Source organism: Nocardioides astragali (genome assembly GCF_024436375.1).
GTDB lineage: Bacteria > Actinomycetota > Actinomycetes > Propionibacteriales > Nocardioidaceae > Nocardioides > Nocardioides astragali.
On sequence record NZ_JAFMZM010000005.1, the window covers coordinates 176590 to 202834 of the forward strand.

Below are 26245 nucleotides of genomic sequence, written 5' to 3' on the forward strand. Positions count from 1 at the left end.
GTTCGTGCGCTCACCTGTTTCTTCAGGCTTGTCGGACGGGACGCGCGGGGCGTCGTCAGGAGGGTGTGGATGCCGGTCTGGGCTTGGCTGCTCGACGTTGTCGGGCTCGGGCTCTTCCTTGCCCTGCTCTACGGCATCTCCCTGATCTTCCGGCGCCGGTTCCTCGCCCGCCACGGCGGCACGTTCGAGCTCAGCTACCGCGTGCGCACCGACACCCCCGGACGGGGCTGGCTGCTCGGCATCGGCCGCTACTCCGGTCAGTCGCTGGAGTGGTTCCGGATCTTCTCGCTGTCCCCGCGCCCCAAACGCGTCTGGGCGCGCGACCTGCTGGAGTACTCCGGCCGGCGCGCTCCGGCCGGTGCTGAAGAGATGTCGCTCTACGACGGCCACGTGGTGGCGTCGTGCCACTACGGCGGGGAGCCGCTCGAGATCGCCATGAGCGAGGCCTCGCTCACCGGCTTCCAGTCCTGGCTGGAGTCCGGCCCGCCCGGCACCGACTGGAACCGCCGCTAGGCGGGTCCGGTGGAGTCGCCCACCCGCAGCTCCACCGGCAGCACGACGTCGGCGACGTCCTCGCCCTCGATGCGCTTCAGCACGGCATCGGCCGTCGCCCGGCCCTTCTCCGCCAGCGGCTGGACGACGGTCGTCAGCACCAGGTCGAGCCACGGCGTGGGCACGCCGTCGAAGCCTGCCACGCTCAGGTCGCCGGGCACGGCCAGGCCGCGCCGCCGCGCCTCGAGGACGACGCCGGCGGCCTGCACGTCGCTCTGGCACACGATCGCGGTGACGTCCGGCCGCTCGGCCAGGTAGGTCCCGGCGAGGGACTGCGCCGCAGCGAGGTCGCTGGGACAGGCGCCGATGGTGACGGCGTCGGGGAAGACCTCCCGCAGGCCCGCGTCGCGCTCGCGCTGCGGGTGCGAGGCCTCGAGGGTCACGGTGGCGACGCGCCGGTGCCCCAGCCCGTGCAGGTGGGCACCCAGGTCGACGCACCCCGCGCGGTGGTCGACGTCCACGAGGGACGCCCCCGCCCAGGAGGGCCCGTCCACGACGACCACGGGGACGTCGCGCACGACCAGGTCGTCGTACGCCGCCCAGGTGTCGCGACCGCAGACGGCGTAGATCACCGCGTCGAGCGGGAGCCGGGCGTGCCCGTCGTCGTCGCCCATCAGCAGCAGGCCCATGCCGGCCGAGCCGAGCACCTGCGAGACGGCGTCCATCATCGGCAGCGCCGCCGGGTCCTGGAACGCGGTGCTGAGCTTGCCGACCGCGATGCCCACGACGCCGCTGCGGCCCTGGCGCAGGTTGCGCGCCAGCAGGTTGGGGCCGGAGTAGCCCAGCGTCGCGGCAGCGGCCAGCACCCGCTCGCGCGTCACCTCGGAGACCGGCTTGTTGCCCGAGAACGCCAGCGACGCCGTCGACAGCGACACCCCGGCCGCCGCGGCGACGTCGGCCAGCGTGAGGGTGCGCGTTTGCCCGGACACAGGAGAGAGGTTAACATCGAATCGTTTCGATCGAAACGTTTCGACGTCCAAGGAGAGCCGTGCCCCAGCTGACCGCCGCCCGCAACGCCGTCGGACTGACGTTCTTCCTCAACGGCCTGGTCTTCGCCAGCTGGGTCTCGCGCATCCCGGAGGTCCGCTCGAGCTTCGAGCTGACCAACGGCCAGCTCGGCCTGGTCCTCCTCGCGATCGCCGTGGGCTCGGTCCTGGCCCTGCCCACGACCGGCGCGGCGATCAACTCCTGGGGCACAGTGCGTGTGGTGCGCATCGGCGCCGCCGCCGCGACCGTCGGGATGCTCGCCGCCGCAGTGGGCCTCGGGCACGTGCTGCCCCTGACCGTCGGCGGGCTCTTCCTCTACGGCGTCGGCATCGGTGTGTGGGACGTGGCGATGAACGTCGAGGGCGCGGAGGTCGAGCGCGGCCTCCGGCGCACGATCATGCCGCGCTTCCACGCCGGCTTCAGCGGCGGCACCGTGGTCGGCGCTCTGGTCGGGGCGCTCGTCATCGAGCTCTCCGTGCCTGCCGTGGCCCACCTCGTCGCCGTCGTCCTGCTGGCGATCGCGGTCGTGTGGCGTACGTCCCCGGCGTTCCTGCCCGTCGCCGAGGTGCACGAGGAGCACCGGACCTCGGCCGCCCGCGCGTGGCTGGAGCCCCGCACGCTGCTCATCGGCGTGATGGTGCTCGCCCTTGCCATGACCGAGGGGACGGCCAACGACTGGCTCGCCGTGGCCCTCGTCGACGGCCACGGCGTCTCGCACGCCGTGGGCGTGGCCGGCTTCGCCGTCTTCGTCCTCGCCATGACGGCCGGCCGGATCGCCGGCACCAGCCTGATCGATCGCTTCGGCCGGGTCGCGGTCCTGTGGGGCACCATGGCCGTCGCCGGCGCGGGTGTGCTGCTGATCGTCTTCGCCGAGCAGCCCGCCCTCGTGGTCATCGGCATCGTCCTGTGGGGCGTCGGCGCCTCGCTCGGCTTCCCGGTGGGCATGAGCGCCGCGGCGGACGACCCGGTCCGGGCGGCGTCGCGCGTCAGCGTGGTCTCGACCATCGGCTACGCCGCGTTCCTCGCCGGACCCCCGCTCCTCGGTTTCGTCGGGGACGAGGTCGGCACCCTCAAGGCCCTGCTGGTGGTCGCCGTGCTGCTCATGCCGGCCGCCCTCGTCGTCCCCGCGGCGCGGGAGCAGAGGGTCGCGACCGCGGCGAGGAGCGCCTGAGCCGAGGTCAGCGCTCGCCGCCCGGGACCCACAGCACGTCGCCGTCCTCGCGGTTGGCGTGCCGGGCGAGGATGAACAGCAGGTCCGAGAGCCGGTTGAGGTAGGTGATCGCGAGGATGTTCATGGTGTCCTCGTGCTCGCCCCACGCGGCCCACGCGGCGCGCTCCGCACGGCGTACGACGGTGCGAGCGACGTGCAGGTGCGCTCCGGCGACGGTGCCGCCGTTGAGGATGAAGGAGCGCAGCGCCGGCAGGTCCTCGTTGTAGTGGTCGCACCAAGCCTCGAGACGGTCGACGTAGTCCTGCTCCACCCGCAGCGGCGGGTACTTCGGGTCCGGCACGACGGGCGTGGAGAAGTCGGCGCCGACGTCGAACAGGTCGTTCTGCACTCGGGTGAGCACCGTGACGACATCGTCCTCGAGCCCGCCGTGGGCCAGCGCCACGCCGATGTGGGCATTGCCCTCGTCCACGCAGGCGTAGGCCTCGAGCCGCAGGTCGGTCTTCGACGTCTTGCTCATGTCGCCGAGTCGGGTGTGGCCGGTGTCGCCGGTGCGGGTGTAGATGCGCGTGAGGTTGACCATGCGGCAAACCTACTGGTCAGGAATCGCCGTAAAAGGTGAGGCGTGGACGCAACCACAAAAGGTAAAAAAACGTCGTAGAGTGACAGAGGTCACGCAGACGGCGTCGGGGACGTCGGGAGGAGCACCGGATGGACATCGTCATCGACGGACCGACCTTGGTCCTGCACGGTGCGTTCGACGTGCGCAGCACCCGTGAGGTTCGCGCTGCGATCTACGAGCGCCTCGACGGACTCGACCGCGACGTCGTCCTCGACATGACCGACGTGACGACCATCGACCTCACGGCCCTGCGTCTGCTGGCCGTCGCCACGCGGCACGCGTGGCTCACCGGCCACCACCTGACGGTGCGCAACCCCGGCCCGGCCGTACGACGTATGGCGCACCTCGCCAGGCTGGCCCATGCGCTCGACGTCGAGCGCGCCGCCGCAAGCGCTTGACCAGCCCCTGTCGCTGAGGTTGTTGTCACACCGGCGACCGGTGACTCGCGGGTAACCGGCGTCCTACCCTGTCGCCATGACCCCACCTCCGGGCACGCAGCCGGATCGCCCCGCCAAGGACCGGCCATGGGTGATGCGCACCTACGCCGGCCACTCCACGGCCGAGGCGTCCAACGCGCTCTACCGCACCAACCTGGCCAAGGGGCAGACCGGCCTCAGCGTGGCGTTCGACCTGCCGACCCAGACCGGCTACGACCCCGACAGCCCCCTCAGCCGCGGCGAGGTCGGCAAGGTCGGCGTTCCCGTCCCGCACCTGGGGGAGATGCGCAAGCTCTTCGCCGACATCCCGCTCACCGAGATGAACACCTCGATGACGATCAACGCGACCGCCATGTGGCTGCTCGCGATGTACCAGGTCGTGGCCGAGGAGCAGAACCCCGGGCTCGACCCCAGCGAGGTCGCCCACCAGCTCGCCGGCACGACCCAGAACGACATCATCAAGGAGTACCTCTCCCGGGGCACCTACGTCTTCGGGCCCGAGCACTCCCTGCGGCTGATCAGCGACATGATCGCCTACACCGTCCACGAGATCCCCCAGTGGAACCCGATCAACATCTGCAGCTACCACCTGCAGGAGGCCGGCGCGACCCCCGTGCAGGAGCTGGCGTACGCACTGTGCACCGCGATCGCGGTCCTCGACCAGGTCAAGAGCTCCGGCCAGGTCTCCGAGGACGACTTCGAGAAGGTCGTGGGCCGGATCTCGTTCTTCGTCAACGCGGGCGTCCGCTTCATCGAGGAGACCTGCAAGATGCGCGCCTTCGTGCAGCTGTGGGACGAGATCACGCGCGAGCGCTACGGCGTCACCGACCCGAAGATGCGCCGCTTCCGCTACGGCGTGCAGGTCAACTCGCTCGGCCTCACCGAGGCCCAGCCGGAGAACAACGTCCAGCGCATCGTGCTCGAGATGCTCGGGGTGACGCTCTCCAAGAACGCCCGCGCCCGCGCCGTGCAGCTGCCGGCCTGGAACGAGGCGCTCGGGCTGCCACGGCCCTGGGACCAGCAGTGGTCCCTGCGCCTCCAGCAGGTGCTGGCCTTCGAGTCCGATCTCCTCGAGTACGACGACATCTTCGACGGCTCGCACGTCATCGAGGCCAAGGTGGCCGAGCTGGTCGATGGCGCCAAGGCCGAGATCGACCAGGTGCAGGCGCTCGGCGGCGCCATCGCTGCGGTCGAGTCGGGCTACATGAAGCAGAACCTCGTCTCGGCCCACGCCGCGCGCCGCGGGCGCATCGAGTCCGGCGAGGAGATCATCGTCGGGGTCAACAAGTACGACACGACGGAGCCGTCGCCGCTCACCGCCAACCTCGACGAGGCGATCATGGCGGCCGACCCCCAGGCGGAGCAGTCCGCACTGGAGTCGGTGCGCGCCTGGAAGGCCGAGCGCGACGAGGCCGCCGTCGAGGCTGCGCTGACGGCGCTCGCCGAGGCCGCCAAGACCGACGCCAACCTCATGCACGCCACCCTGGTCGCGGCGCGGGCGGGCGCGACGACCGGTGAGTGGGCCGGCACCCTGCGTGAGGTCTTCGGTGAGTTCCGGGCACCCACCGGGGTCTCCGGCGCCGTCGGAGGGGCCAGCCAGGTCGGCGAGGCCGGAGCCGAGCTCTCGGCCGTGCGCGAGCAGGTCAGGGCCACCGGCGAGGAGCTCGGTGGTCGGCTGCGGCTCCTGGTGGGCAAGCCAGGGCTCGACGGCCACTCCAACGGCGCCGAGCAGGTCGCCGTACGCGCCCGCGACGCCGGCTTCGAGGTGATCTACCAGGGCATCCGGCTCACGCCGGACCAGATCGTGGCCGCGGCGGTGGCCGAGGACGTGCACTGCGTCGGCCTGTCGATCCTGTCCGGGTCGCACATGGAGCTGGTGCCCGACGTGCTGGCGGGGCTCAAGGCGGCCGGACGCGAGGACCTGCCGGTGATCGTCGGCGGGATCATCCCCGAGTCCGACGGCAAGCGGTTGGTGGACCTGGGTGTCGCGGCGGTCTACACACCCAAGGACTTCGGGCTGACCGAGATCATGGGCGGCATCGTGCAGGTGATCCGCAAGGCCAACGACCTGGACTGACCCCCGCCCACGCTCGACTGGCAGACTCCCTGCCATGCGACGGGTGATCGTGGTGGGGGCCGGAGTGATCGGCCTGTCGTGCGCCGTCCGGCTCCTGGAGGCCGGGCACCGCGTCGACGTGGTGGCGCGCGATCTACCGCTGGAGACGACCTCCGCGGTCGCCGCGGCCGTGTGGTTGCCGTACGCCCGTCCCCAGGACCACGTCCTCCGCTGGGCGAGGGCCGCGTACGACGCCTTCGCGGCGCTGTGCGAGGACGAGTCGACGGGTGTGGTGATGCGCACCGGCACCGAGCTCTTCCGCGAGGGGGAGGGCGACCTGTGGTGGCGCGCCGCGCTCCCGGACGGAGCAGGCCCTGACCGGGAGACCTCGCTGCCACCGGGCTACGCCTCAGGGGTGACGATGCGGACACCCGTGATCGAGATGCCGGTCTACCTCCGCTGGCTGTCCGCCCGGGTCGAGGCGCTGGGCGGGTCGATCACCCGGATCAACCTCTCCGCCCTGCCCGCCGGTGAGGCGCTCGTCGTCAACGCGAGCGGGATCGGCGCCAGGCTCCTCGGGACCGACCCCGGCGTCGCTCCCGTGCGAGGGCAGGTCGTGGTCGTCGAGCAGGTCGGCATCGACCGGTGGTGGGTGGACGCCGAGACGCCGACGTACATCGTGCCGCGCAGCGGCGACGTCGTGCTCGGCGGCACGGCGATCGAGGGGGAGTGGAGCCGTACGCCGGACCCGGCGACCGCCGAGGCGATCCTGCGCAACGCCGCCGAGATCGAGCCTCGCCTGGCTGTCGCCCGGATCCTGCGGCACAAGGTCGGGCTGCGCCCTGGACGCCCCTCGGTGCGCCTGCAGCGCGAGGGGGACGTCATCCACTGCTACGGCCACGGCGGGTTCGGGGTCACCGTGAGCTGGGGGTGCGCGGACGACGTGGTGGGATTGGCGAGTGAGTGACCTGCAGTGCCCCGCCCGGGTGTTCGTCGCCCGGCACGGCGAGGCCGTCTACGAGAGCGAGCTGCTCAGCGATGCCGGCGGCTGGCTGAGCCCGCTCGGGCGCGAGCAGGCGCGTGAGCTCGCCCAGTCGCTGCGTGGTGAACGGATCGCCCGGGTGTGGACCAGCGACATGGCTCGCGCCGTCCAGACCGGCGAGATCGTGGCCTCCGTGCTCGGAGTCGACGTGGTGGTGCGCAAGGCCTTGCGGGAGTTCGGGGTCGGCGACGCAGCCGGCACTAACGGCGTTCCCGACCCCTTCGCCGCCACGTTCGCGTCCTGGCTCGACGGCGACCTGACGGCCCGCATCCCTGGAGCGGAGAGCGGCACGGAGGTCGTCGAGCGCTTCGAGGCGGTCCTCGCCGAGCTGGCCGACGACCACCGTGGGGAAGGCGTGCTCGTGGTGAGCCATGGCGGGGTGATGTGCATGGCGCTGTCCGCCCTGGCCCGCAACCTCGACATGAGCCACAGCCGCGAGCTGCCGATGCCGCACTGCGGCGTGGTGGCGATGGATGCGGACGTGGACGGCTGGGTGGCCCGGTCGTGGGCCGGTTCACCCCTTGAGGCGAGGTAAGCCTGCCCTAACCGCGGTGTAGGGTGCAGGCATGGGCAAGTCCAAGGACAAGGCGGGAAAGGTCGCCAAGCTGCCCAAGAAGAAGTGCTGCGTGTCCACGACCAAGTGCAACCGGTGTCCGCTGCGGATGCTCAAGGAGGGGACGCTCCCTCCCGGCTACACCGTGAAGAAGCGCAAGCTGGTCAAGGTCGGGGTCAAGAAGAGCGGCAAGAAGGCCGCCTGACCGCCTGACCTCCTCAGGCGAGCCGCTGGGCCACGAGGACGACCAGCGCGACCACGGCCATGACGGCCAGCGCGATGCCCATCCGCGCTGCCATGCCCTTGACCCACAGCGAGATGACCGTCTCGGTGGCTCCCCGCCGGTCGAGGGGCACGACGTCCACGACGGCGGTGCGGTTGATCGGGCCGTAGACGTGCGGGTAGGTGTCGTCGCCCACCGCCTCCACACGCACCTCCGCGTCGGTCAGGCGCGCGGGGTCGATCGTGAGCAGCACCAGGTGCTCGCCGGCGCCTCGGTAGTAGCGATCGAAGACGCCCTGCACCTGGTCGCGACGGCTCGCGTGGATGAAGCCCTCCTCCGCGAGGGTCCGTCCCATCGTCGAGGTGGTGTAGGTGCCGGTCTCGAGGGTGCGCCGCCAGTCGGACGCGGTCGCGATGTGGAAGATGCGCTCCGGCTGCGTCGCAGTCACCGTGCGAGGGTAGCGACATGACTGAGCGCGTCTACGTGGTGACGGACATCGAGGTCGACGGTTTCGTCCCCGGGGCCAGCTCCATGCTCTCGTTCGCCTCGGTGGCAGTCACCGCGAGCGGGAAGCCGGTCGGGGAGTTCGAAGCGGTGCTGGAGCCGCTGCCCGGTGCCGAAGCCGATCCCGACGTGATGGCGTTCTTCCACTCCCAGCCACCGGAGGTGCTCGCGGCGGCGACGGCCGACCCGCGGCCGGTCCCGGAGGTGATGGCCGACTTCGTGTCGTGGGTGCGCGGCCTCGGTGAGGCGCGGGAGTTCGTGTCCTCGCCGCTCGGCTTCGACGGCATGTACGTGGACCACTACCTCCGCCGCTTCACGCCGTACGCCGTCTGCCAGGGCATGTACGACACCGACCGCCTCTTCCACGGCCCTGGCCTCTGCCTCAAGAGCCTGGCTTGCGGCGTGACGGGCGGTGACTGGGCCACCTTCTCGGTGCACGACCTGCCGAGCGAGTGGTTCGGCGACGTGCCCCACACGCACCGGGCCATCGACGACGCCCGCGGCTACGCGAACCTGCTGGTCGAGGTGCTGCGGAGGTCGCGCCGACCCGCCTAGAACAGCCGGTGCTCCGCGCCGTCGTCCATGCCGCGCAGGGCGTCGTAGTCGACGAGGGCGCACGCGATGCCCCGGTCGGTGGCGAGGACGCGGGCCTGGGGCTTGATCTCCTGGGCGGCGAAGATGCCGCGGACCGGACCCTTGGCACTGAGCAGGGGGTCGCGGTTGAGGAGCTCGAGGTAGCGGGTCAGCTGCTCGACGCCGTCGATCTCGCCCCGGCGCTTGATCTCCACGGCGACCGAGAGCCCCTCGGCGTCGCGGCACATCAGGTCGACCGGGCCGATCGCGGTCATGAACTCCCGGCGTACGAGCGTGAGTCCGTCCGCGAGGGTGGCGGGGTGCTCGGCGAGGAGCTCCTGGAGGTGCTTCTCGACGCCGTCCTTCTGCAGGCCGGGGTCGACGCCGAGCTCGTGCGAGGTGTCGTGGAGGACCTCGTCGATGAGGATCCGCAGGGTGTCGTCGGACTTGGAGGCCGTCACCAGCCACTCGGGCCGGCCGTCCTCCGCGAAGCCCTCGCGCACCGTGCACGGGGGCGACATCCAGTTGAGCGGCTTGTAGGACCCGCCGTCGGAGTGGATCAGCACGGAGCCGTCCGACTTGAGCATCAGGACCCGGGTGGCGAGCGGCAGATGGGCCGTGAGCCGTCCGGCGTAGTCCACCTGGCAGCGTGCGACGACGATCCTCACGACGGGCGAATCTACAGTGACCCCGTGACCCTCCACGACGTGCGTCCCGCGCGAAGCCGCGACCTGGCTGCTCTGGCCATCCCACACACCGAAGGACCCGGCTTCGTCATGGTGGCCGGGGACCCGCCCGTCGCGCACGTGCGGGTCGGTCTCTCCAAGGGCCACGCCGTGGTCGAGGGCCTGCACGGGGACCCGATGATGGGGACGTCGCTCGTCGAGGCCGCGTGCGGGCGCCTGGCAGCGCGGGGGCAGGGGCAGGTGCTGGCCGCCGCGACCACGACGGAGGTCGGGACGTTCTCCCGGCTGGGGTTCGACGAGATCCCGGCCGACGAGCCGGTGCCCGGCCACCTGGCAGAGGTCCACGAGGACGCCGACCTCGTCCTGATGCGCCGGGTCCTGCGGCGCCACCGCACCGCTGAGGAGCTGGCCGGCTTCCTGCCCACGCTCGACGCGTCGCCCCGGGACGTGGGCGTGCTCAGGGCCGTCATCAGCCGTCCCGCGACGGGGGAGCGCGAGGTGCTCGAGGTGGGTCACCTCGACGTCGTCGACGGCCTGGTGGGCGACACGTGGAAGGCGCGCGGCAGCCGTCGTACGCCTGACGGCTCCGCTCACCCCGACATGCAGCTCAACCTCATGAACCACCGACTCGTGGAGTTCCTGGCCCAGGACCCTGAGCGCGAGGCGCTGGCCGGCGACCAGATGTTCATGGACCTCGACCTCTCCCACGCCAACCTCCCCGCGTGGAGCGAGCTCCACATCGGCGGCCCCGAGGGTGCCGTCATCGTGGTGACGGACCAGCCGCACAACGGGTGCGGCAAGTTCATCGCCCGCTACGGCAAGGCCGCGATGGCGTTCGTCAACGGGCCGGAGGGCAAGCCCCGACGGATGCGCGGACTCTGCGCCAGGGTGGTCCGCCCCGGACCCGTCCGGCCGGGTGACGAGGTGGTCGTCGTACGTCCCTCCGGCAGCGGTGGGGCGTGACGGTTCCCACACCCATCGGCCCTCACCCCCGTGGGAGTATGCGGGCCATGAGCGACGAAACTACCCGCGAGTTCACCACCGTCGGCGTGATCGGCCTGGGCACGATGGGCGCCGGCATCGCCGAGGTGTTCGCGCGCAACGGCTACTCCGTCATCGGCGTCGAGGTCAATGAGACCGGGGTCGAGCGCGGCCGGCAGCACCTGGAGCACTCCACCGGGCGCGCCGTGAAGCGAGAGAAGATGACCGAGGAGCAGCAGGCCGAGCTGCTGGGCCGGATCACCCTCACCACGTCGATGAGCGACCTCGCCGGCGCCGACCTCGTGATCGAGGCCGTCATCGAGTCGATCGAGCTCAAGAAGTCGATCTTCCGGGCGCTCGACGACGTCGTCGGCCCCGACGCCATCCTCGCCACCAACACGTCCTCGCTCAGCGTCACCGAGATCTCCACCGCCAACTCGCTGCCCGGTCGCGTGATCGGTGTCCATTTCTTCAACCCCGCACCCGTGCAGGACCTCGTGGAGATCATCCGCACCGTCGTCACCGAGCCCCATGTCCTCGCCGACGTGCAGCGCGTGCTGCGCGACCTCGGCAAGGATCCCGTCGTGTGCGGCGACAAGGCGGGCTTCATCGCCAACACCCTCCTCTTCGGCTACCTCAACCACGCGGTGGCGATGTACGAGGGCAAGTACGCCTCGCGCGAGGACATCGACGCCGCCATGCGCTTCGGCTGCGGCTATCCGATGGGTCCGCTCGCGCTGCTCGACCTGATCGGCCTCGACACCGCCTACGAGATCCTCGACACGATGTACAAGCAGGGCCGCGACCGCCTGCACGCGCCGGCCCCGATCCTGAAGCAGTACGTCACCGCGGGGCTGCTCGGTCGCAAGTCGGGCCGCGGCTTCTACACCTACGAGGCCCCCGACTCACCAGTCGTCGTCGCGGACGCGCAGACCCCCAGCGAGGACGACAAGCCGCAGCTGCGCCACGACATCAAGCTCGTCGGCGTGGTCGGCACCGGCACGATGGCGTCCGGGATCGTGGAGGTCTTCGCGAAGGCCGGCTACGACGTCCTCTTCGCCGGCCGCGGCCAGGACAAGGTCGCCGGCGTGGTCGCCGCGATCACCAAGAACTTCGACAAGCAGATCCAGCGCGGGCGCGCCACCGAGGAGCAGAAGACCGAGGTGCTGGGCCGGGTCCGCGGCACCACGTCGCTCGACGACCTCAAGGACGTCGACATCGTCGTCGAGGCGATCGCCGAGGACCTGGCCGTCAAGACGACGCTGTTCGAGAACCTCGACGAGATCTGTACGGGTGGTCGAGGAGGGGCGGGCGCGATCCTGGCGACCACGACGTCCTCCTTGCCGATCATCTCGATGGCTCGGGTGACCAAGCGTCCCCAGGACGTCATCGGCATGCACTTCTTCAACCCCGCCACGATCATGAAGCTCGTCGAGGTCGTCTCCACCGTCGCCACCGACGAGGCCGTGACCGAGACCGTGCTCGCACTGTGCGACCGGGTCGGCAAGGTCGCGGTGAAGTGCGGTGACCGCGCCGGCTTCATCGTCAACGCCCTGCTCTTCCCCTACCTCAACGACGCGGTGAAGATGCTCGAGGCGCACTACGCCACGGCCGACGACATCGACACCGCGATGAAGCTCGGCTGCGCGCTCCCGATGGGGCCATTCGAGCTGCTGGACGTGGTCGGCAACGACGTCTCGCTGGCGATCCAGAAGGAGCTCTACCTGGAGTTCCGCGAGCCGGGCTTCTCCCCGGCGCCGCTGCTGGAGCACCTGGTGACGGCCGGTTACCTCGGTCGCAAGACCGGGCGCGGCTTCCGGGACTACAGCGCCCGCTGAGCCTGGTCAATCGAGGCAGAACTCGTTGCCCTCGGGATCGGTCATCACGATGTGACCCGCGGTCATGGGCGGGGACGGCTCGTGCCGCTCGACCCGGGCCGCGCCTAGGGCCACCAGCCGCTCGCACTCAGCCTCCAGCGCGGCCATCCGCTCCTCGCCCTCCAGCCCCGGCGCGGCGCGGACGTCGAGGTGCACGCGGTTCTTGGCACTCTTGCCCTCGGGCACCCGCTGGAAGAACAGCCGCGGCCCGTCACCGTCGGGATCCTCGGCCGCGGACGCGGAGTTCCACTCCGACTCCGGCACTCCGACCTCGGCGAGGAAGGCGTGCCAGGCGTCGAACGGGTCCTGGCCCGGCTCGAGCTCGCGTCCGGGCGGAGGCGGGTTGCGGTAGCCCATCGCCTCGGCCCAGAAGCGGGAGAGTGACTGCGGGTCGTGGGCGTCGAAGGTCACCTGGATGGTCCGGCTCATGCGGGGTCCCCGCGGCGTTGTTCGGGGGAGCGCAGCGGAGGAGAAGAACGTCGTGGGGTGCTCATGCGTCCATCCTGCACAGGCCCACCGACAGTCGGCTACAGCGCGAGGTGCGTCTGCTCCATCACGAGCGCGGCCAGCCGCGCTCGGGTGTTGATGTCCAGCTTGCGGTAGATGTGCGTGAGGTGCGCGTCCACCGTGCGGGGGGACACGAAGAGCTCCTCCGCGATCTTCCGGCTGGTCAGGCCCTGGGCCACCCGCTGGGCGACCAGCTGCTCGGCCGCCGTCAGGGCATCGAGGGGCGACGGACCGGCGGGCGCGCCTCCGGTGAAGAGCGCCGTCGCGGTCCGGACGCCCTCGGGCGTCAGATCCCCGTCCACGATCCAGCGGTCGGGGGCGGTGTGTGCCGGCCGGACGTGGTGGGCCGCGGCGTACCCCCAAGGGGCTGCGAGACGCGGCGCACGGACGGCGGCCGCCGCCGCCGCGACCTGGCGCGCCTCGCGCATGCCGCGGTGCTGCGCCACGGAGGCCAGGCCGTCGAGCGCGTCGGCGACGCGCAGCGGCATCGGCATGGCCGCCGCCTGCTCGAGGGCAGTCAGGAACGTGGTGGCGGCCTGGTCGTGGTCGGCCTGGGCGAGCAGGGCGCGCCCGAGCAGCAGCCGGGCCTCCACCGCGTCGCGCCCGAGGCGGGCGGAGTCGGCCAGCGCCACGACGTCGGCTGCCAGCCCGGCTGCCCGGCGGTTCTCGCCCCGCGCGAAGAGGTCGCGAGCATCCTGGGCCAGCACCGGGAGGCGCACCGCCCAGGGGAGCGTCTCCCGGTTGACCGGGCTCGGCTCCCAGTGGGGATCCAGGCTGCGCAGCATCGTCTCGGCGAGGAGGCCGACCCGGTCCTCGGCCAGCTCGCGCGCTTCCGCCACCACGGCACGCGTCGCCGCAACCGCCTCGGCCACCCGCCCCTGCTCGAGGGCGATGCGGGCGAGCAACGTGCGCGCGGAGAGATCGATCCACCGCTCGTCCTGGGCGATGCGCCCCGGCATCGCGTCGTTGGCGGCGGCAGCCGCTTCTGCGAAGCACGCACGGGAGACGTAGACGTCGGCCAGCGTGCGGGTGGCCTGCCGGCGAATGGACCCATCGGGGTCGAGGTCGATGGCGCGCCGGGCCTCGGCCTCCGCTCGCCTCAGGTCGCCGGCGTCGAGGTGCATCTCCGCGCGGATCGAGGCGGTCTTGGCCAGCTGCTCCTCGGGCCGCTCGGCGGCGGACGCCTGCTCGTCGGCGCGGTCGAGCAGCCACAAGCCCTCATAGGTCCCACGCATCTCCGAGGCCGCGATGCCGGCTCGACGCGCGACCTGGGCCCCGATCGCCGGCGGGCCGTCGCCGCTCGTCAGCGCACCCTCGAGGATCTCCAGCGCTTCGCGGGCACGCATGGAGGTGTAGAGCGAGCCGTAGATCCGATTGGCGACGCTGTAGCCGGCCGCTCGGGTCTCCGGATGGGCGCACGCGGTGAGGACCGCCTGGCGCATCGCGGGCAGGTCGGCGAGCCACTCGGCGTCCGCGGCGCCGACGTTGTCGTGCGCCGGGGCGTGGTCCTGCGCCCACCTCAGGAGTCCGGCCTCCACTGCGGCGACGTCCCCGGGCCCGGCCAGGGCGCGCGCCCGCCCCCTGATGGGGGAGAGCATGTCGAAGCGTCCTCGGGAGTCCACCTCGAGCAGGCTGCGCCGCACGAGGTTGCCGGCCAGCTCGGCCGCCTCGGGGACGGGGAGGGCGAGCACCCGGGCGAGCACGCCGAGGCCAGCCGGGAAGTCGAGGACACCGATCCGCCGCAGCGCGGTCGCGCTCGCGTCATCGAGCAGCGCGTGTGCGGAGTCGACCGCCTGGTCGAGGCTCACCGTGGAGATGGCGTTGCTCAGGCCGACCAGCGCCGACTGCACGGCGACCTGCTCGATCAGCAGGGGCAGGCCGCCGGTGGCGCGCAGGAGTCGGCGTACCTCGGTCGCCTGCGTGGCGAGGTCCACCCGCTGCCCACCGGCCGAGCGGATGCACCGCAGGAACAGCTCGACCGCCGGCCCCTCCAGCGGAGAGCGCGCATGGGGCACCGGCAGCGGGCCGACACGTACGACCGACTCGTAGGGCTGGCCGGCGGTGGTCCGCGCCGTCACCACGACGCGTGCGTCGGTGGTGCTGTCGAGCAGCGCCTGGAGGACCGGACCTGCGCCGGTGGCGTCGAGGTCGAGACCGTCCAGCACGAGGAGGCACTCGCGACCGTCCAGGGCGCGGCTGAGGGCTCCGCTGAGCGAGTCGCCGGGCGCAGTCTCCGACCCGAGGCTCTCGAGCGCGGCGACGAGCACGTCGTCGAGGCTGTGCAGGTTGCGCGCGTCGACCCACGAGGCGCTCGCGTCGGCGGCGGCGTGGCGTACGAGGAGGGTCTTGCCGCTTCCGGGCGGCCCGACCACCGTGACCCAGCGGGACTCCGCCATCGCCTCGACCAACGCGCGCTGGACGTCGTCGCGACCGAGGCACGGGGACAGCACCCGCTGAATGTATCTCGCCGCGAAGGAGAGATAGGTAGGACTACGGATGCTGGCACCCGCATGTCTGCGGGAGTCTTCTCGTACGCCGAGGGCGACGGGACCGCACAGGGGACGGTCCCGCAGCCCGTCGGCCGTCTCTATGAGCAGGTCGCGCGTCGTCGGGGGTCGATGCGCGGCCTGCTCTTGTGCTGCCCGGACCTTGCCGCCGCTGCGTAGTCTGTGGCCATGGAACTCGTGCTCGTGCTGGTCGTCCTCGGCGGGCTCACGGCCGTCGCTGTGGCCGCCGGCAAGTCGGGCAAGAAGCGCCAGCTGGCCCGGACCGAGGCCGAGGTCGCTCCGGTCAAGCGGCTGGCCGAGGAGGACGTCACGGCCCTGGGTGTCGAGCTCCAGGACCTCGACATCGACCTCGCCGGTGAGGAGCTCGACCCGGGCGCCAACGCCGACTACCAGCGCGCTCTCGACGCCTACGAGTCCGCCAAGGCCGCGGCAGCCGCCCTCACCCGGCCCGAGGACGTCAGGCACGTCACCGAGATCCTCGAGGACGGGCGCTATGCCATGGCGTGCGTGCGGGCCCGCGTCGCCGGCCAGCCGCTGCCGCAGCGGCGTCCACCCTGCTTCTTCGACCCGCGCCACGGGTTGTCCGTCGCGGATGTGCCGTGGGTTCCCCCGGGTGGCGCCTCGCGCGACGTCCCGGCATGCGCCCTGGACGTCGAGCGGGTGCGGGCCGGTGCCGAGCCCGACATCCGCAAGGTGATGGTGGGGTCGCGGCGCGTGCCCTACTGGCAGGGCGGCCGGGCCTACCAGCCCTACGCCCAGGGCTACTTCGGTGGCTTCGGGCCGATGGACTGGATGTTCATGGGCATGTTGTTCGGCGGCGGCTTCGACGGCCTCGGCGAGGGGATCGGTGCGATCGGCGAGGGGGTCGGCGACCTCTTCAGCGGCATCGGCGACGGCATCGGCGGCCTCTTCGACGGCTTCGACTTCTAGCCCGGTGAGCCTGCACACGACGGTCCTCGGCGACCACGGGTCGACGATCGCCTTCTGTCACGGCCTCTTCGGCCAGGGCAAGAACTGGACGCAGATCGCCAAGGCGCTCAGCCCCGACCACCGCGTCCTCCTCCTCGACATGCCCAACCACGGCCGTTCGCCGTGGACGGAGACCTTCGACTACGTCGAGCTGGCCGACATGGTGGCCTCCCACCTCGAGCCCGAGGCGCCGCTGGCGCTCGTCGGCCACTCGATGGGCGGCAAGATCGCGATGTGCCTGGCCCTGCGCCACCCCGAGCTGGTCGAGCGCCTCGTCGTCGTCGACGTCGCCCCGGTGACGTACGCGAGTGGGCGGGAGTTCGTCGGCTACATCGACACCATGCGCCAGATGGACCTCACGACCCTCGAGCGGCGCGACCAGGCCGAGGAGGCGCTGCGCGAGGCCGTGCCCAACCCGGTGGTGCGCAGCTTCCTGCTGCAGAACCTGCGCCGCAGCGACGACGGCTGGCACTGGCAGCTCAACCTCGACCTGCTCGGCGAGGACATGGACGGCCTCGTCGGCTGGCCGGACGAGAAGCTGGGCGACACGTCGTACGACGGTGCGGTGCTGTGGGTGGGCGGGGCCGGCTCCGACTACATCTCCGACGAGCACGCCGCGGAGATGGACCGGCGGTTCCCGCGCAACCGACGGGTGCTCGTCAAGGGCGCCGGGCACTGGGTGCACTCCGAGCAGCCCGAGGTGTTCCTCGAGGTGCTGCGCCGGTTCGTGCGCTGACCCTGCCAGTCAGGCTGACAGGTCAGGCCTTCTGCCTGGCCCGGTAGGCGGCGACGGCCTCGCGGTTGCCGCAGGTGGTCGAGCAGTAGCGGCGCGAGCGGTTGCGCGAGAGGTCGAGCACGACGTCGTCGCAGTCGTCGGCGGCGCAGCGCGCCAGGCGCGACATCTCGTCGGCGCGGACCACGTCGACCATCGCCATGGCCGTCTCCACGACCACCCGCTCGTCGAGGGGGCGGTCCGGGTCGACGGCGTGCAGGTGCCAGTCCCAGTGGTCGTGGCGCTGGAGCTGGGGGAGGGCCTTGGCCTTGGCCAGCATGCCGTTGACCATCTCCGCGGCGTCGTCGCGCTCGGCCAGGAGCAGGGCCCTCAGAGCGGGCCGGAGGCGGCGTACGGACTCGAGCTCGGCGGGGGTCGCGTCGTGACGCCCGGTGTAGGACCAGGACTGGAGGAAGGCGGACAGGTCGTCGACCGAGCCGAGGGGCTGCCCCGGCGCGTCGGTCGAGTTCACCAGGGCGACCGCTGCCTGGAGCGCCGCGTCGGTGTCATCCGTGAAAAGCACGTTGACACATTACACGAGCACGTCCTAATGTCATGACCGTGACGGCTATGACACATGACACGACCTCGTCCCGGACGGCCGTCGGCCTGCTGCTCGCCTTCGCGTCCGCCACCACGTTCGGGATGTCCGGCGTGCTCGCACGTGGTCTGATCGACTCCGGGTGGAGCGCGGGTGCGGCGGTGACGGTGCGCACCGCGATCGCCGCGACCGTGCTCATCGTGCCGGGCGTGCTGGCGCTCCGCGGACGCTGGCACCTGGTCCGCGACAACGCCGGCCTGGTCACGATCTACGGCGTCGCGGCGGTGGCCGGCGCCCAGCTCTGCTACTTCTACGCCGTCACCTACATGCAGGTGAGCGTCGCGCTCCTGCTCGAGTACACCGCGCCGGTCGCCGTCGTGCTGTGGCTGTGGCTCAGGCACGGTCACCGGCCCTCTCGCCTCACCATCCTGGGCGCGGCGATCGCGGCCGTCGGCCTGGTGCTGGTGCTCGACGTGGTCTCCGGAGCCGAGCTGAGCACGGTGGGAGTCCTCTGGGCGCTCGGTGCGATGGTCGGTGCCGCGACCTACTTCGTGATCTCCGCCGACGAGAGCAACGGGCTGCCCGGGATCAGCCTGGCCGCGGGTGGGCTGCTCGTCGCCGGCGCCGTGCTGCTCGCAGCGGGTGGCCTGGGGTTGTTGCCGCTGCGTGCCTCCACCGCTCCCGCTGTGTACGACGGCCACGCCGTCCCGTGGTGGCTGCCGGTCCTGGCCCTCGGCCTGGTCACCGCGGCGTTCGCCTACGTGACCGGCATCGAGGCCGGTCGCCGACTCGGCAGCAGGCTGGCCTCGTTCGTGGCGCTCGGCGAGGTGCTGGCCGCCGTGGTCTTCGCGTGGCTGGTGCTCGGCGAGCTGCCCCGCCCGATCCAGCTGGCCGGCGGCCTGCTCGTCCTGGCCGGCGTCGTGGTGGTCAAGCTGGGGGAGACGCGCGCGCCACTGGTGGCCGAGCCCGAGCCCGAGCCGAGGCCGGAGCCGGAGTCCGTCAGCGGGCGTCCTGCCGCTTGAGGAACACCTCGCGGTGCAGCAGGAGCAGCGCCGCGGCGACCGGAACCGCCAGCAGGGCCCCGATGACGCCCATCAGCGCGCCACCGACGAGCGCCGCCACCACGGTCACCGAGCCCGGGATGTCCACGGACTTCTTCATGATCCGGGGGTAGATGACGTAGGACTCCATCTGCTGGTAGGCCAGGTAGTAGATCAGCGCCACCAGTGCGACGGTCGGTGAGACCGTCAGGGCCAGCAGCGTCATGATCACGCCCGAGACGATCGCTCCGACGACGGGGATCAGCGAGAAGAGTCCGACGACGAAGGCGAGCGCGAAGGCGTAGTCGCCCAGGCCGACGATGAAGGAGAACAGGAGCGTGCTGATGCCGGCGCACAGGGCGACGAGGAACGCGCCGGCGACGTAGGCGCCGGTGGAGCGGATGATCCGGTCGCCGAGGTCGCTCACGCGGGGGCGCTTGGACGCGGGCGCGAGGGAGTACGCGGCGTGCTTGATGCTCGGGAGCGAGGCCAGGAAGTAGATCATCAGCACGAGGACGATCAGGCTGTTGGTCAGGGCGGAGAGCACCTTGAGCCCGACGCCCAGGGCGCCTCCGAACAGCCTCTCGCCGAAGTTGCCGTCCTCGATGTAGTCGCGGGCCCGGGCGATCACGTCGTACTTGTCGTCGAGACGCTGGACCTGGCCGTTGGCCTGCAGGTCGTCGAGCCACCCCGGCGCGTTGCGCGTGATCTGTGCGATCTGCTCACTGATGACCGGAGCGACCGCGACGACGAAGAGCGCGAGCACGCTGATCACGACGACGAGCACGAGCAGGACCGACAGGCCTCGCCTCATGCCGCGGCGCATGAAGAACTCCACGACGGGATTGAGGCCGATCGCGAGGAACATGGACATCACGAGCAGCACCAGGATCGAGGAGATGCTCTGCAGCTGCTGGGCCAGGAAGATCGCCACCAGGGCGCCCAGGGCGCCGTAGAAGCCGATGTTGAACGGCGTGTGCCGGAGCAGCGTCGGCTGGGTGGCAGGCGCGACGGGGACGTAGGGCGCGGGTGTGGCCTCGTCGACCACGAGGTCCGTGGCGTCGTCGATCTGCTCGGCGATGACGGCGGCGGACCTGGCCACCGTGGCGTCGTCGATCTGCTCGGCGATGACGGCGGCGGACCTGGCCGACTCCTCAGCGGAGTCCGCTGCGGCCTCGGCACGGTCCGCCTCGTCGCTCACCTGCTCGACGACCTTCTCCACGGCCTGCTCGACGCGCTGCGGTGCTGTGGGCGCCGGCACGGGCTCGGAGTCCCGGGTGCCCATCGCCTCCAGGAGCCGAGAGCGCCAGCTCAGGACTCGTCCTTGTCGAACCCGGCGACGACGTCGCGCAGGGCGCCGAGCTGGGCGGTGATCGCGTCACGGCGCTTGGTCACGCGCTCGACCTCCGCCTGGATGTTGGCCAGCTCGCGCTCGGCCTCGGCGATCCGCGTCGCGTTGATCGAGTCGGCCTGGGTGCGGGCGGACGCCACGACCTGCTCGGCCTCGCGCCGCGCACGCGTCAGCAGGCCCTCGGCCTCGTTCTGGGCCTGCTGGCGGTGGGCGTTGGCCTGGGCGGTGGCCTCGCGCGCCCGCTGCTCGGCAGCCGTGGCCCGGTCCTCGGCCTCGGCGACCAGGCGCTGGGTCTCGGAGGTCGCGTTGCTGTGGTGCTCGGCGGCCTCGCGGGTCAGCCGCTCCTTCTCGACGGCCAGGGTGCGCCGTGCCTCCTGCACCTCGCGGTCGGCGGCAGCGCGGGCCTGCTCGGCCTCGCGGACCGCCGTCGTACGCAGCTCCTTGGTCTCCTGCTGGGCCGCGAGCCGGAGCTGGTCGGCCTCGCGCTTGGCGGCCGCGAGGATGTCCTCGGCCTCGGACCTGGCCAGGCTCCGCTCGGTCTCGGCGTCGGTGGTGAGCCGCGAGCGCATCTCGTCGAGCTCCTTGAGCTGCACCATCCGCATGTCGTCGGCCTCGCGTGCGGCGTCGGCGCGGATGCTGCGGGCGTCGCGCTCGGCCTGGGCGCGGATCTCGGCCGCGTCGCGCTGGGCCGCCGTACGGACGTCGTTGGCCTCGTCCTCGGCCAGCTTGAGCATGGACGTCGCGCGGCCGCCGAGGCCGGCGTACGTCGGGTTGAGGTTCTCCTGCAGCTCGCTGCGCAGCCGCTCCAGCTCGCCCTCGAGCTCGATGACCCGCTGCTCGCTGCTCGCCAGGCTGGTGGCCAGGCCGGACTTCTCGCTCAGGAGCTGGCCCATGCGCTGGTCGACGGCGGTCTTGTCGTAGCCGCCGCGACGCACCAGCGGCAGGGGCGCCGCGGCGGGTGCGGGCCTCGGGGCGGCCACGGGGGCCTGAAGGCGGGTCTGGGGAGCGGCTGGAGAGCCGCTCTGGGGCTGGGGGGTGGGAGCCGACGCCGGGGGCGGGATCACCGGGGTGCGACGGGTGCGCTCGGGATCGGGCGTGACCTCGGCGGGCTCAGCGACCTCGGCGTCGGCGGGTCCGGCGTCGACAGGCTGGGCGTCGACAGGCTGGGCGTCCACAGGCTCGGCCTCGACAGGTGGCGCGTCGACGGGCTCGTCCTTCGGGATGACCGGGAGGACCTGGGTCGCCTCCGCTGCGTCGTCAGTGGACTCCGGCTCGTCGAAGATGGACAGGCCCTGGTCGCGGCTCATGCTGCGGCACCCACTCTCGGTTCGTACGGTCTGCGTCATGCCCAGTGTGTCCGATGGCCGAAGCCAAACACACCCCGGCTCGCGGATAGTCCGCGAACCGGGGTGGTCGGTGGCTGTTCGACGTCGGGTGGGACGCCCGGTCAGACGCCGCGGAACCGGTTGATCGCGGTCTCGTGCTGGGCGCGCATCTCGTGGTCGAGGACGCCGAGGCCCTCCTCTGGGGCCAGGCAGAGGACGCCGACCTTGCCCTGGTGGGCGTTCTGGTGGACGTCGAGCGAGGCCTGGCCGACCTCGTCGAGGCGGTAGGTGCGCGACAGCGTGGGGTGGATCTTGCCCTTGGCGATGAGGCGGTTGGCCTCCCACGACTCGCGGTAGTTGGCGAAGTGGCTGGAGATGATCCGCTTGAGGTTCATCCACAGGTAGCGGTTGTCGTACTCGTGCATGTAGCCCGAGGTCGACGCGCACGTGGTGATGGTGCCGCCCTTGCGGGTCACGAACACCGAGGCGCCGAAGGTCTCGCGGCCGGGGTGCTCGAAGACGATGTCGATGTCCTCGCCGCCGGTGAGCTCGCGGATCTTCGCCCCGAACCGCTTCCACTCCTTCGGGTCCTGCTGGGTGCCCTCGTCGTTCCAGAACCGGTAGTCCTCCTCGGAGCGGTTGATGATCAGCTCCGCGCCCATGCTGCGGGCGATGGCGGCCTTCTCCTCGTTGGAGACCACGCACACCGGGGTGGCGCCGCCGTTGAGGGCGTACTGGGTCGCGAAGCCGCCGAGGCCGCCGGACGCGCCCCAGATCAGCACGTTGTCGCCCTGCTTCATGTCGCCGCCGTTCTTGGACACGAGCTGGCGGTACGCCGTGCAGTTGACGAGGCCGGGGGAGGCGGCCTCCTCCCAGGTGAGGTGCTCGGGCTTGGGCATGAGCTGGTTGGCCTTGACCATGGCCACGTCGGCCAGGCCGCCGAAGTTGGTCTCGAAGCCCCAGATCCGCTGCTCGGTGTCGAGCATCGTGTCGTTGTGGCCGTCGGGACCCTCGAGCTCGACGGAGAGGCAGTGGGCGACGACGCGGTCGCCCGGCTTCCACTTCGTCACGCCGGGCCCGGTCTTGAGCACCACGCCGGACAGGTCGGAGCCGACCACGTGGTAGGGCAGGTCGTGGCGCTTGGTCAGCTCGGAGTTGCGTCCGTAGCGCTGGAGGAAGCCGAAGGTGGAGACCGGCTCGAAGATCGAGGTCCACACGGTGTTGTAGTTGATGGCGCTGGCCATCACCGCGACGAAGGCCTCGCCCGGTCCGAGCTCGGGCAGGGGGACCTCGTCGACGTGGAGGGACTTGCGGGGGTCCTTCTCCTTCGCCGTCAGGCCCTCGAACATGTCCACCTCGTCCTTCTTCACGAAGGCGGCGCGGTAGGACTCGGGCAGCTCCAAGGAGGCGAAGTCCTCCGAGGTGGCGTTCCCGGACTGGATGGCTTCGAGGATGTTCTGCACGGGTGTCTCCTGGTGAGGCATCGGTGGCGCGATCGTGGTCAAGATACCGGTGAGTAACCTTGTGTGGGGCGGGCTGTGAGATAGGTCGCGCTCGGCGGGCCGGCTCGGTCAGTGCTGGTTCTGCGCCGGCTCGACCAGCTCGACCAGCACGCCGCCGGCGTCCTTGGGGTGGATGAAGTTGACCCGGCTGTCGGACGTGCCACGCTTCGGGGCGTCGTACAGCAGTCGCAGTCCGCGCTCGCGGAGGACGCCGGCCACGTGCTCCACGTCCTCGACCCGGAAGGCGAGCTGCTGGAGGCCCGGACCGTTGCGGTCGAGGAACTTGGCGATCGTCGAGTCGGGGGAGAGCGGCGCCAGCAGCTGGATGCAGGACCCCGCCGGGTTCGTGGCACGGTCGCCGACCCCGACCATCGCCTCCCGGACGCCCTGCTCCTCGTTGGTCTCCTCGTGGAGGACCTGCATGCCGTAGGCGTCGCGGTAGAACGCCACGGCCTCGTCGAGGTCGGGCACGGCGATCCCGACGTGGTCGATGGCGGTGAAGAGGTGCCGGACCTCGCTGAGTCGGTCGTCGGTCTGCTCGGGGGCGCTCATGGAGCACATGGTGGCGGACACCGGCACGGGGCGCGAGGGGGTGTGACGTGTGCCTCACGACGGCCGGGCCGGAGACCCTCCCGGTCGAGGTGCCTCGATGGGTATCGTCGATCGGAGAACGCTGAGCACCACCCCACCCCCGCACTGCCTGGAGGAAAAACCCATGTCTGGTTCCGTGATCGTCGCTGGGGCTCGCACCCCGATCGGCCGCCTCCTCGGCGGCCTCAAGGACCAGTCGGCAGCCGACCTCGGCGGCGTGGCCATCAAGGGTGCGCTGGAGAAGGCCGGCGTCAGTGGCGAGCAGGTCGACTACGTGATCATGGGCCAGGTCATCCAGGCCGGCACGGGCCAGATCACCGCCCGCCAGGCCGCGGTCAAGGGCGGCATCCCGATGACCGTCCCCTCGATCACGATCAACAAGGTGTGCCTCTCCGGCATCAACGCGATCGCGATAGCCGACCAGCTGATCCGCGCCGGCGAGCACGAGATCGTCGTCGCCGGCGGCATGGAGTCGATGACCCAGGCGCCTCACCTGCTGCCGAAGAGCCGAGAAGGCTTCAAGTACGGCGACACCGCGCTGGTCGACTCGATGGCCTACGACGCGCTCTATGACCAGTTCACCCACCAGGCGATGATCAACCTGACCGAAGGCTGCAACGGCGCCGGTGCCAACCTGAGCCGCGAGGAGCAGGACGCGTTCTCTGCCCAGTCGCACCAGCGTGCGGCGCTCGCCTGGAAGAACGGCGTGTTCGACGACGAGGTCGTGCCGGTGACCATCTCCACCCGCAAGGGCGACATCACAGTGGCCGAGGACGAGGGCGTGCGCGGTGACACCACCGTCGACTCCCTCTCCCGCCTGCGCCCGGTGGCGAAGGACGGCACCATCACGGCCGGCTCCGCCTCGCAGATCTCCGACGGCGCCTGCGCCGTCGTCGTGATGAGCAAGGCCAAGGCCGAGGAGCTCGGGCTGACCTGGCTCGCGGAGATCGGCGCCTCCGGCCAGGTCGCCGGCCCCGACTCCTCCCTGCAGCTCCAGCCCGCCAACGCGATCAGCAAGGCCGTGGAGAAGGAGGGCATCGCGGTCTCCGACATCGACCTCTTCGAGCTCAACGAGGCCTTCGCAGCCGTCGGCATCGAGTCGGCCCGTCAGCTCGGCGTCGACCAGGACAAGGTCAACGTCAACGGCGGCGCGATCGCGCTCGGCCACCCGGTGGGCATGTCCGGGGCCCGGATCGTGCTGCACCTGGCTCTCGAGCTCCAGCGCCGCGGCGGTGGCGTCGGTGCCGCCGCGCTCTGCGGTGGCGGCGGCCAGGGCGATGCGCTGATCATCCGCGTCCCCGCCTCATGAGCCGGGGTGTGAGGCAGGCGTGAGCCGACGGGGGACCCTCGACGTCCCCGACCTCGTCGCTCGGGCGCGCCAAGGAGACCCAGCGGCCGTCGCCCGCCTGATCACGCTGGTCGAGGACGCCTCCCCGCTCCTGCGAGAGGTGATGTCGGCACTGCGCGAGCACACCGGGCGCGCCCACGTGCTCGGCATCACCGGCGCCCCCGGCGTGGGCAAGTCCACCTCGACCAACGCGCTGGTGTCGGCGATGCGACGCGCCGGCAAGCGGGTGGGCGTCCTCGCGATCGACCCGTCCTCACCCTTCTCGGGCGGCGCCCTCCTCGGTGACCGCGTCCGGATGGGGGACCACGCGCTCGACCCGGACGTCTACATCCGCTCGATGGGCGCGCGCGGGCACCTCGGCGGCCTGGCCTGGTCGACCCCGCAGGCGGCGCGCGTCCTCGACGCCGCAGGGTGTGACGTGGTGATCGTGGAGACGGTCGGCGTCGGGCAGAGCGAGGTCGAGGTGGCCGGACTGGCCGACACCACGTTGGTCCTGCTCGCGCCCGGCATGGGCGACGGCATCCAGGCCGCGAAGGCCGGCATCCTCGAGATCGGGGACGTGTACGCCGTCAACAAGGCCGACCGGGAGGGTGCCGACCGCACCCGTCGTGAGCTGCGGACGATGCTCTCGATGGCCGAGCGCCGCGAGGGCGCGTGGCGACCGCCCGTCCTGCAGACAGTGGCGAGCACGGGGGAGGGGATCGACGAGCTGCTCGCGGAGGTCGATCGCCATGCCGCGTGGCTCGAGGGGTCCGGCGAGCTGGCTCGGCGCCGTACGGACCGGGCGCGACGCGAGGTCGAGGCGATCGCGCTGGCGACGCTGCGCGCGCGCTGGGGTGAGGCAGGGGGCAGCGCCGACCTGGACACCCTCGCCGGGCGGGTGGCGACCGGTGACGTGGATCCCTACGCCGCGGCCGACGAGCTGCTGGCTCAGGGCTGAGCAGCCAGCAGCTCGCCGAGGTCCTCGGCCGCTCGCTGGGTCCAGGCGTGCAACAGCGGGGGGCTGACCCCTTCGGCGGTCACGGAGAGCAGGTGGTGCTGCTGCGGAGGTCCGGGCACCCAGGCGATCACGGTGTGTCGCTGGTCCGCGGTGAGCTCGATGGTCTCGACCCCGGCGGAAGGGGTCCGTGCCGCGAACGCCGAACCGGTCTCGAAGGAGACTCGGGGCACGTCCGACCTCGGGAGGCCGAAGGTCGCCACCGCGGACCCGTCCGCAGTGCACAACAACGCGGACGAGGGGCCCTCGATCGCACGCAGCACCTCCACGAGCGACTCCCACAGCGTCTGTACGCCGGCGAGTGGCGCGGATCCACCGGAGCGGACCTGGTGGCGGCGATGGTGGGACGCGCGTCCCACCCAGGACGCACCGCCCCTCAACAAGGGCGGTGGGATGAGGGGAGCGGCCATCGGCGGGTCCTTCCAAGTGACGAGGTGGCGACGGAGCCCGAGGCGGCGGCGAGTCCTTGTGGATCTCTTGTTGCTTTCGTGTGGATGGAATGTAACTGCGAGTCGGCGGTGTCCGGTGCGATAT

Annotated in this window: 27 protein-coding genes; 15 read left to right on the forward strand and 12 right to left on the reverse strand. The window is 71.4% G+C overall.

The window, feature by feature from the left end; all coding sequences use genetic code 11:
- The first annotated feature begins 69 nt into the window (after positions 1 to 69).
- On the forward strand, positions 70 to 513 hold the full coding sequence (locus J3P44_RS17920; RefSeq protein ID WP_255891824.1) for a DUF2550 domain-containing protein: 444 nt from the start codon (positions 70 to 72) through the stop codon (positions 511 to 513).
- On the opposite strand, the gene J3P44_RS17925 is transcribed toward J3P44_RS17920, so the two are convergent.
- Entirely contained in the window at positions 510 to 1481 is a 972-nt protein-coding gene (locus J3P44_RS17925; RefSeq protein ID WP_255891825.1) for a LacI family DNA-binding transcriptional regulator, read from the reverse strand. The genes J3P44_RS17920 and J3P44_RS17925 overlap by 4 nt on opposite strands.
- A 59-nt stretch (positions 1482 to 1540) precedes the next feature.
- Between J3P44_RS17925 and J3P44_RS17930 the strand changes: the two genes are divergently transcribed.
- Positions 1541 to 2710: an MFS transporter gene (locus J3P44_RS17930; protein WP_255891826.1), complete on the forward strand. Its 1170-nt coding sequence runs from the start codon at positions 1541 to 1543 to the stop codon at positions 2708 to 2710.
- Positions 2711 to 2717: 7 nt separating this feature from the next.
- Here J3P44_RS17930 and J3P44_RS17935 read toward each other — a convergent pair whose 3' ends face one another.
- A complete protein-coding gene (locus J3P44_RS17935) occupies positions 2718 to 3290 on the reverse strand; it encodes a cob(I)yrinic acid a,c-diamide adenosyltransferase (RefSeq protein WP_255891827.1) in 573 nt (190 codons plus the stop codon).
- Positions 3291 to 3418: 128 nt separating this feature from the next.
- On the opposite strand from J3P44_RS17935, the gene J3P44_RS17940 reads away from it, so the two are divergent.
- The 5 genes from J3P44_RS17940 (at position 3419) to J3P44_RS17960 (ending at position 7622) form a co-directional block, all read left to right on the forward strand.
- Positions 3419 to 3727: an STAS domain-containing protein gene (locus J3P44_RS17940; RefSeq protein ID WP_255891828.1), complete on the forward strand. Its 309-nt coding sequence runs from the start codon at positions 3419 to 3421 to the stop codon at positions 3725 to 3727.
- A gap of 76 nt (positions 3728 to 3803) precedes the next feature.
- Positions 3804 to 5843, forward strand: coding sequence for an ethylmalonyl-CoA mutase (locus J3P44_RS17945; protein WP_255891829.1), 2040 nt, complete (start codon positions 3804 to 3806; stop codon positions 5841 to 5843).
- Positions 5844 to 5877: 34 nt separating this feature from the next.
- Entirely contained in the window at positions 5878 to 6789 is a 912-nt protein-coding gene (locus tag J3P44_RS17950; protein ID WP_255891830.1) for an FAD-dependent oxidoreductase, read from the forward strand.
- On the forward strand, positions 6782 to 7399 hold the full coding sequence (locus tag J3P44_RS17955; RefSeq protein ID WP_255891831.1) for a histidine phosphatase family protein: 618 nt from the start codon (positions 6782 to 6784) through the stop codon (positions 7397 to 7399). The genes J3P44_RS17950 and J3P44_RS17955 overlap by 8 nt, the downstream gene beginning before the upstream one ends.
- Positions 7400 to 7430: 31 nt before the next feature.
- Entirely contained in the window at positions 7431 to 7622 is a 192-nt protein-coding gene (locus tag J3P44_RS17960) for a hypothetical protein (RefSeq protein WP_255891832.1), read from the forward strand.
- Positions 7623 to 7635: 13 nt separating this feature from the next.
- Here the strand turns inward: J3P44_RS17960 and J3P44_RS17965 are convergent, their stop codons facing one another.
- A complete protein-coding gene (locus tag J3P44_RS17965; protein WP_255891833.1) occupies positions 7636 to 8088 on the reverse strand; it encodes a DUF952 domain-containing protein in 453 nt (150 codons plus the stop codon).
- A gap of 17 nt (positions 8089 to 8105) precedes the next feature.
- Between J3P44_RS17965 and J3P44_RS17970 the strand changes: the two genes are divergently transcribed.
- Entirely contained in the window at positions 8106 to 8699 is a 594-nt protein-coding gene (locus J3P44_RS17970) for a 3'-5' exonuclease family protein (RefSeq protein WP_255891834.1), read from the forward strand.
- Here J3P44_RS17970 and nucS read toward each other — a convergent pair.
- Positions 8696 to 9421 carry an endonuclease NucS gene (nucS, locus tag J3P44_RS17975; RefSeq protein WP_443678177.1) on the reverse strand — a complete coding sequence of 242 codons (726 nt, stop codon included), beginning with the start codon at positions 9419 to 9421 and terminating at the stop codon, positions 8696 to 8698. The two genes, J3P44_RS17970 and nucS, sit on opposite strands and share 4 nt — an antisense overlap.
- Between nucS and J3P44_RS17980 the strand changes: the two genes are divergently transcribed.
- Together J3P44_RS17980 and J3P44_RS17985 are read left to right on the forward strand one after the other, a co-directional pair.
- Entirely contained in the window at positions 9410 to 10366 is a 957-nt protein-coding gene (locus tag J3P44_RS17980) for an MOSC domain-containing protein (RefSeq protein WP_255891836.1), read from the forward strand. The two genes, nucS and J3P44_RS17980, sit on opposite strands and share 12 nt — an antisense overlap.
- Positions 10367 to 10413: 47 nt before the next feature.
- Positions 10414 to 12222, forward strand: a complete 1809-nt coding sequence (locus tag J3P44_RS17985; RefSeq protein WP_255891837.1) for a 3-hydroxyacyl-CoA dehydrogenase family protein — start codon at positions 10414 to 10416, stop codon at positions 12220 to 12222.
- 6 nt (positions 12223 to 12228) lie between these two features.
- Here J3P44_RS17985 and J3P44_RS17990 read toward each other — a convergent pair whose 3' ends face one another.
- Together J3P44_RS17990 and J3P44_RS17995 are read right to left on the reverse strand one after the other, a co-directional pair.
- Positions 12229 to 12690 (reverse strand): VOC family protein, encoded by a 462-nt coding sequence (locus tag J3P44_RS17990; RefSeq protein WP_255891838.1) that lies wholly within the window; start codon positions 12688 to 12690, stop codon positions 12229 to 12231.
- A gap of 98 nt (positions 12691 to 12788) precedes the next feature.
- Positions 12789 to 15218, reverse strand: a complete 2430-nt coding sequence (locus J3P44_RS17995) for a LuxR C-terminal-related transcriptional regulator (RefSeq protein ID WP_255891839.1) — start codon at positions 15216 to 15218, stop codon at positions 12789 to 12791.
- Between the two features lie 225 nt (positions 15219 to 15443).
- On the opposite strand from J3P44_RS17995, the gene J3P44_RS18000 reads away from it, so the two are divergent.
- Both J3P44_RS18000 and J3P44_RS18005 read left to right on the forward strand, forming a co-directional pair.
- The gene (locus tag J3P44_RS18000) at positions 15444 to 16205 is read left to right on the forward strand and encodes a hypothetical protein (protein ID WP_255891840.1); all 762 of its coding nucleotides are present in this window, start codon (positions 15444 to 15446) and stop codon (positions 16203 to 16205) included.
- 4 nt (positions 16206 to 16209) lie between these two features.
- A complete protein-coding gene (locus tag J3P44_RS18005) occupies positions 16210 to 16980 on the forward strand; it encodes an alpha/beta fold hydrolase (protein ID WP_255891841.1) in 771 nt (256 codons plus the stop codon).
- 22 nt (positions 16981 to 17002) lie between these two features.
- Here J3P44_RS18005 and J3P44_RS18010 read toward each other — a convergent pair whose 3' ends face one another.
- Positions 17003 to 17539, reverse strand: coding sequence for a CGNR zinc finger domain-containing protein (locus J3P44_RS18010; RefSeq protein ID WP_255891842.1), 537 nt, complete (start codon positions 17537 to 17539; stop codon positions 17003 to 17005).
- A gap of 47 nt (positions 17540 to 17586) precedes the next feature.
- Here J3P44_RS18010 and J3P44_RS18015 point away from each other — a divergent pair, with 47 nt between their 5' ends.
- The gene (locus J3P44_RS18015; protein WP_255891843.1) at positions 17587 to 18579 is read left to right on the forward strand and encodes an EamA family transporter; all 993 of its coding nucleotides are present in this window, start codon (positions 17587 to 17589) and stop codon (positions 18577 to 18579) included.
- Here J3P44_RS18015 and J3P44_RS18020 read toward each other — a convergent pair.
- From J3P44_RS18020 to mce, 4 genes are all read right to left on the reverse strand, one after another.
- Positions 18557 to 19882 (reverse strand): AI-2E family transporter, encoded by a 1326-nt coding sequence (locus J3P44_RS18020; protein WP_255891844.1) that lies wholly within the window; start codon positions 19880 to 19882, stop codon positions 18557 to 18559. The two genes, J3P44_RS18015 and J3P44_RS18020, sit on opposite strands and share 23 nt — an antisense overlap.
- Before the next feature lie 26 nt (positions 19883 to 19908).
- A complete protein-coding gene (locus J3P44_RS18025) occupies positions 19909 to 21255 on the reverse strand; it encodes a hypothetical protein (RefSeq protein WP_255892134.1) in 1347 nt (448 codons plus the stop codon).
- Positions 21256 to 21395: 140 nt separating this feature from the next.
- On the reverse strand, positions 21396 to 22736 hold the full coding sequence (gene ccrA, locus J3P44_RS18030; protein ID WP_255891845.1) for a crotonyl-CoA carboxylase/reductase: 1341 nt from the start codon (positions 22734 to 22736) through the stop codon (positions 21396 to 21398).
- Positions 22737 to 22844: 108 nt separating this feature from the next.
- The gene (gene mce, locus J3P44_RS18035) at positions 22845 to 23327 is read right to left on the reverse strand and encodes a methylmalonyl-CoA epimerase (protein WP_255891846.1); all 483 of its coding nucleotides are present in this window, start codon (positions 23325 to 23327) and stop codon (positions 22845 to 22847) included.
- Positions 23328 to 23490: 163 nt separating this feature from the next.
- Here mce and J3P44_RS18040 point away from each other — a divergent pair, with 163 nt between their 5' ends.
- The gene (locus J3P44_RS18040; protein WP_255891847.1) at positions 23491 to 24675 is read left to right on the forward strand and encodes an acetyl-CoA C-acetyltransferase; all 1185 of its coding nucleotides are present in this window, start codon (positions 23491 to 23493) and stop codon (positions 24673 to 24675) included.
- A 19-nt stretch (positions 24676 to 24694) separates the two neighbouring features.
- The gene (meaB, locus tag J3P44_RS18045) at positions 24695 to 25654 is read left to right on the forward strand and encodes a methylmalonyl Co-A mutase-associated GTPase MeaB (RefSeq protein ID WP_255891848.1); all 960 of its coding nucleotides are present in this window, start codon (positions 24695 to 24697) and stop codon (positions 25652 to 25654) included.
- On the opposite strand, the gene J3P44_RS18050 is transcribed toward meaB, so the two are convergent.
- A complete protein-coding gene (locus J3P44_RS18050) occupies positions 25645 to 26121 on the reverse strand; it encodes a hypothetical protein (RefSeq protein WP_255891849.1) in 477 nt (158 codons plus the stop codon). The two genes, meaB and J3P44_RS18050, sit on opposite strands and share 10 nt — an antisense overlap.
- Positions 26122 to 26245: the final 124 nt, after the last annotated feature.

Coding starts and splice junctions, on each gene's coding strand:
- J3P44_RS17920 (WP_255891824.1), top strand. CDS start 70: ATGCCGGTCTGGGCTTGGCTGCTCGACGTTGTCGGGCTCGGGCTCTTC.
- J3P44_RS17935 (WP_255891827.1), bottom strand. CDS start 3,290: ATGGTCAACCTCACGCGCATCTACACCCGCACCGGCGACACCGGCCAC.
- J3P44_RS17940 (WP_255891828.1), top strand. CDS start 3,419: ATGGACATCGTCATCGACGGACCGACCTTGGTCCTGCACGGTGCGTTC.
- J3P44_RS17945 (WP_255891829.1), top strand. CDS start 3,804: ATGACCCCACCTCCGGGCACGCAGCCGGATCGCCCCGCCAAGGACCGG.
- J3P44_RS17950 (WP_255891830.1), top strand. CDS start 5,878: ATGCGACGGGTGATCGTGGTGGGGGCCGGAGTGATCGGCCTGTCGTGC.
- J3P44_RS17960 (WP_255891832.1), top strand. CDS start 7,431: ATGGGCAAGTCCAAGGACAAGGCGGGAAAGGTCGCCAAGCTGCCCAAG.
- J3P44_RS17970 (WP_255891834.1), top strand. CDS start 8,106: ATGACTGAGCGCGTCTACGTGGTGACGGACATCGAGGTCGACGGTTTC.
- J3P44_RS17985 (WP_255891837.1), top strand. CDS start 10,414: ATGAGCGACGAAACTACCCGCGAGTTCACCACCGTCGGCGTGATCGGC.
- J3P44_RS17990 (WP_255891838.1), bottom strand. CDS start 12,690: ATGAGCCGGACCATCCAGGTGACCTTCGACGCCCACGACCCGCAGTCA.
- J3P44_RS18000 (WP_255891840.1), top strand. CDS start 15,444: ATGGAACTCGTGCTCGTGCTGGTCGTCCTCGGCGGGCTCACGGCCGTC.
- J3P44_RS18015 (WP_255891843.1), top strand. CDS start 17,587: ATGACACATGACACGACCTCGTCCCGGACGGCCGTCGGCCTGCTGCTC.
- J3P44_RS18020 (WP_255891844.1), bottom strand. CDS start 19,882: ATGGGCACCCGGGACTCCGAGCCCGTGCCGGCGCCCACAGCACCGCAG.
- J3P44_RS18025 (WP_255892134.1), bottom strand. CDS start 21,255: ATGAGCCGCGACCAGGGCCTGTCCATCTTCGACGAGCCGGAGTCCACT.
- mce (WP_255891846.1), bottom strand. CDS start 23,327: ATGAGCGCCCCCGAGCAGACCGACGACCGACTCAGCGAGGTCCGGCAC.
- J3P44_RS18040 (WP_255891847.1), top strand. CDS start 23,491: ATGTCTGGTTCCGTGATCGTCGCTGGGGCTCGCACCCCGATCGGCCGC.
- J3P44_RS18050 (WP_255891849.1), bottom strand. CDS start 26,121: ATGGCCGCTCCCCTCATCCCACCGCCCTTGTTGAGGGGCGGTGCGTCC.